Here is a 3,449-nt window from a genome sequence, read left to right on the forward strand (position 1 = left end):
GGTGCTGTTTCTTGCTCACGGATTCAGGGCTTTGTATTCCCGTAGGGCGGACGGCGTTCTGCGCCGTCAGTCGCGTAGCGAAATGCAAAGCGTCGGGTCAAGCGCCGCGCTTGCGCAAGGGGGTGCGGGGGGGCGGCGGTAGCCCCCCCGCGTTGGGTAACAGTGTGGTGGGGTTGTGGTGGTTTAGGAGGGCGTATTGAGAGGCCTCCGGGTGCCTATATGCCCTTTAGAAGCCATAGAAGCTTGCCTGAGCGCCTTTTACCCCCAAAGTGGCACTAGGAGACGCCCAAACGATTTTAGGCGCTTAGAACCCCCATAGAAGGCCGCAGAAGGGCATATGCAAAACCGAAGGGAAAACCAGCCCGCAGAACACGAACTACCAGAAAACTACCCCCAGAATACCAACAAAACCCCAGGTCACACCAGGAAAACACCCACCACAACCAAGCAAAAGAACCCAGAGAAAGAACACCGGAACACACCACAGGGAAACCAAGACACCACAAAAGCAGCAACAGCAGAAGAAAAACACCCCACCCACACGACAGAGAACAGGAGCTGACAAGGGGAAATATGCAGATTCAGACATGAAAGAAATTTCCATTCAGAAAAATGAAACACACGTGTGGCACCGAGGTGCACCAACCCGTGAGAATCACGGACGCTGCTGACTTACGACGTCAGTTTCCCAAGACCAAAAACCAGCACCAAATACCCCCCCCCGGAGACCTGAGAACCAGCAACCAAGAGAGCCCACGAACCCGGACTACACGAACGACACCCAAGACGAACAAGAGCAAGAAAACCAAAGAACGAACAGATAGAAGAACCCCAGCCAAAACACAGAAAACCAATCAAGGAAATAAAGACCAGAGACGAACCAAGTCAAGACCAATACACAACCTAAGAAGAGTCCAGCAGAGTACAGGCAAACAGAAGAAGAAAAGACAGGCACGTATGCCAAACACGGTTTGGGCTACCGCCCCGTGACAAAAACGTGCGCCTCCTGCCCTTGGGCTGAAGGCAAAAACCGCCGGTGACTACTCCCAGTTCTGGGTACTGGATTTTTCGGGCACACCTCATGCATCCAATGACTAAGGTATTTCTATTATGAGTTATTCATAATAAGAAAACAGGGTTTTGGGTAGGGGGAATGCTGCGCAACTACCTGCTGGGCTGTGGCCGTTTTTTGGTGTGGTGGTTGGGTTGGGCAGCGCTCCGTCAGGGCACGGCGGACGGCCTGGGGCAGGGTCGGCGGTGTTTCCGCCTAGCCCCCTGACGGGTGGATGTTACAGATAGTTTTTAGTGTGGGTTTGACTAGGGATTTTGTTGTATTTGTTATCAGTTTGTGATTTAGTAAGTTGATTTTCTAAAGTGTGTGTGGTTGGGTTTAAGTGTCGCCAATCACCAGAGTGAAGATGCTCTGGGGTGAAAGGGTAAATGATGACTATTACAAGGAATATAATCACCGGCTCTATAGTCGCATCTTTGATGTGTTCTTCCATGTTTGGTGTTGCCAATGCACAAAATACATCAATAAACTTTTCTGATAAGTCATACTATGCTGCCGAAGAAAATCTTCAAGATATTACTGGGAAAATACAAGATACTTCGGGGTCTGAAATAACATCAAACTTGTCTGCCCTGAAGGATGGGGAGTCGTATACCTTTATTTCCAATGGTAGAAGTCATACTGTTGAGATGCATAATGGAAATTTTGTCTTGGTCGGTGAGGCAATGATGCGAGCGTCTATCTGTGCTACGACTGTTGCGACAGTTATTTTTGGTATTGGTTCTGCTGCACTTTTTGCTGCTGCCGCTGCTATGGCTCCTGGCTCTGTGCTGGTTTTAGGAGGTCTATCATTTACTTCTGGTCAGGTTGCCGCGTTGGCGGGGGCGGCAGGAAGTTTTGCTGCAGTTGAAGCTTATCTGGACTCAAAATTTTGTAGGTAGTGAAGTGAGTATCTAATGGATGGAAATTTAGTTATTTTTGGTTCAACTATCATAATTTCCATAGTGTCCTTTTTTATGGGCTACTTTCAGCAGAAAAGAAATATAAAATGTGGACATCTTTAATCGGTGGACTTATCATAGTTGCAAGCTCAGTATTTTTTTACTGGGTTGGGGCAAAGCTGGCAATAAAACGCCATCTATAAACATCTGCAACCATTAATAAAAACCCCACACATGGGGGTATGCGGGGTTTCTTGAGATGCTTTTAGACAATCTTAGAGTGCTGGTTTTATTCTTCGGCTCGTTCCTTGCGGGCACGTTGTGCTCTTTGCTGGACAGTGCTGATGGATAAGCCAAAGTGTTTAGCGGTTTGGCTCCATGAGTGGATTTCGTCGTCATGGAGGCTTATTCATAAGGGTAGGTGAAACAGCCCCACAGCAAAGCTGCTAGCTCGGCGGCTAGTGTGAATCGACTAGGTCGGGTTTCCCCGCGTTTTGAGGGTTTTAGGCTCTTAGAAGTGGGTTTTTGGGCGTTTTAGCGATATTTGCGACTGTCTTTGCCACTGATTGAGGGCATAAGTAAAGGGTCGTGCTGGGCAACTAGCACGACCCTTTACCGTTATCTGTTTGAACCGCCGTTAAGGACTTTCCATTTGCGGTCGCGAATCTCTTTTTCGATTCGTTCGCGTGCGTCAGATTTACCGCGCCAGGCTGTGCCGGGGTCGAGTCGGTAGGTGTAGGAACGACCTACGCGCGGGCCGCGGTGCAGAATTCCACGGTCGATGAATCGTGAAATCGAGCGAGAGATACCAGACCTATCACGCCCCATTTCTTCGGCTAGGGCTTTCACATCGAGATGAAGGTAGTTCTCGAAGTCCAGCCGTCCCAAAAGTTTGATGAAGACTTTGTAGTCGCCGTCCGGCCAATCTGCGTTCGCAATGTCATCGAAGGCATCTAACATTCCCATGAAGAACCTCCCCTTGTTGAATCCCCTGGACTGCGAACGAGGCACTGCTACAAAGTCGTAGGCTTCACCCGTTTCGGAGTCCACGTAGTAACGCTTTTGCTTTGAGTCCATCAGTTGCCCTCTCAAAATTTTCCCGTGTGGATGTACATCTACTTGACGTAGACGTGAGTCTACACGGGAAACTCAAAAAGTCCTGTAAACACGCGGAAGTTTGGGGTTCCCTTTTAACTCTTAAGAAGGGGGGGTGCTCGGGAAGGGCAATTTTTGGGCTGGTTTTGCCCCAAAATTTTGGGTCTTTCGGTGGGCTTTTGGCTCAGGTTCTGCAGGACGATCCGGGGCACGGCGGACGGCTTGAAAATCGGTTCGGTGGCTTTGCCGCCTAACACCCCGGCTCCAGGGAATCGGTAGCAGCTCATTTTTGGGTTCAGGGAAGCGGTGGGGTCTGTCGGTCAATCAGTCGTTGGAACTGGCTCACCTCGGTGGTGGCTCTGGAAGTCTCAGTGGCACAGGGAAGTTGGTTTTTTCGTCTT

Annotated in this window: 3 protein-coding genes; 1 reads left to right on the forward strand and 2 read right to left on the reverse strand. The window is 49.7% G+C overall.

All coding sequences use genetic code 11. The features are described from left to right. The first annotated feature begins 1,440 nt into the window (after window positions 1–1,440). A complete protein-coding gene (locus QM007_RS00050; RefSeq protein WP_283489096.1) occupies window positions 1,441–1,953 on the forward strand; it encodes a hypothetical protein in 513 nt (170 codons plus the stop codon). 289 nt (window positions 1,954–2,242) lie between these two features. Here the strand turns inward: QM007_RS00050 and QM007_RS11050 are convergent, their stop codons facing one another. Continuing rightward, entirely contained in the window at window positions 2,243–2,362 is a 120-nt protein-coding gene (locus tag QM007_RS11050) for a sigma factor-like helix-turn-helix DNA-binding protein (protein ID WP_502949046.1), read from the reverse strand. Between the two features lie 209 nt (window positions 2,363–2,571). Further along, on the reverse strand, window positions 2,572–2,919 hold the full coding sequence (locus QM007_RS00055; protein ID WP_283489095.1) for a hypothetical protein: 348 nt from the start codon (window positions 2,917–2,919) through the stop codon (window positions 2,572–2,574). Window positions 2,920–3,449 lie beyond the last annotated feature (530 nt).

This window comes from Rothia sp. SD9660Na (assembly GCF_030064065.1).
In the GTDB taxonomy this organism is placed as follows: domain Bacteria; phylum Actinomycetota; class Actinomycetes; order Actinomycetales; family Micrococcaceae; genus Rothia.

Excerpts from the sequence above, each read along its gene's own strand:
- QM007_RS00050 (WP_283489096.1), top strand. The coding sequence starts at position 1,441 with ATGATGACTATTACAAGGAATATAATCACCGGCTCTATAGTCGCATCT.
- QM007_RS00055 (WP_283489095.1), bottom strand. The coding sequence starts at position 2,919 with ATGGGAATGTTAGATGCCTTCGATGACATTGCGAACGCAGATTGGCCG.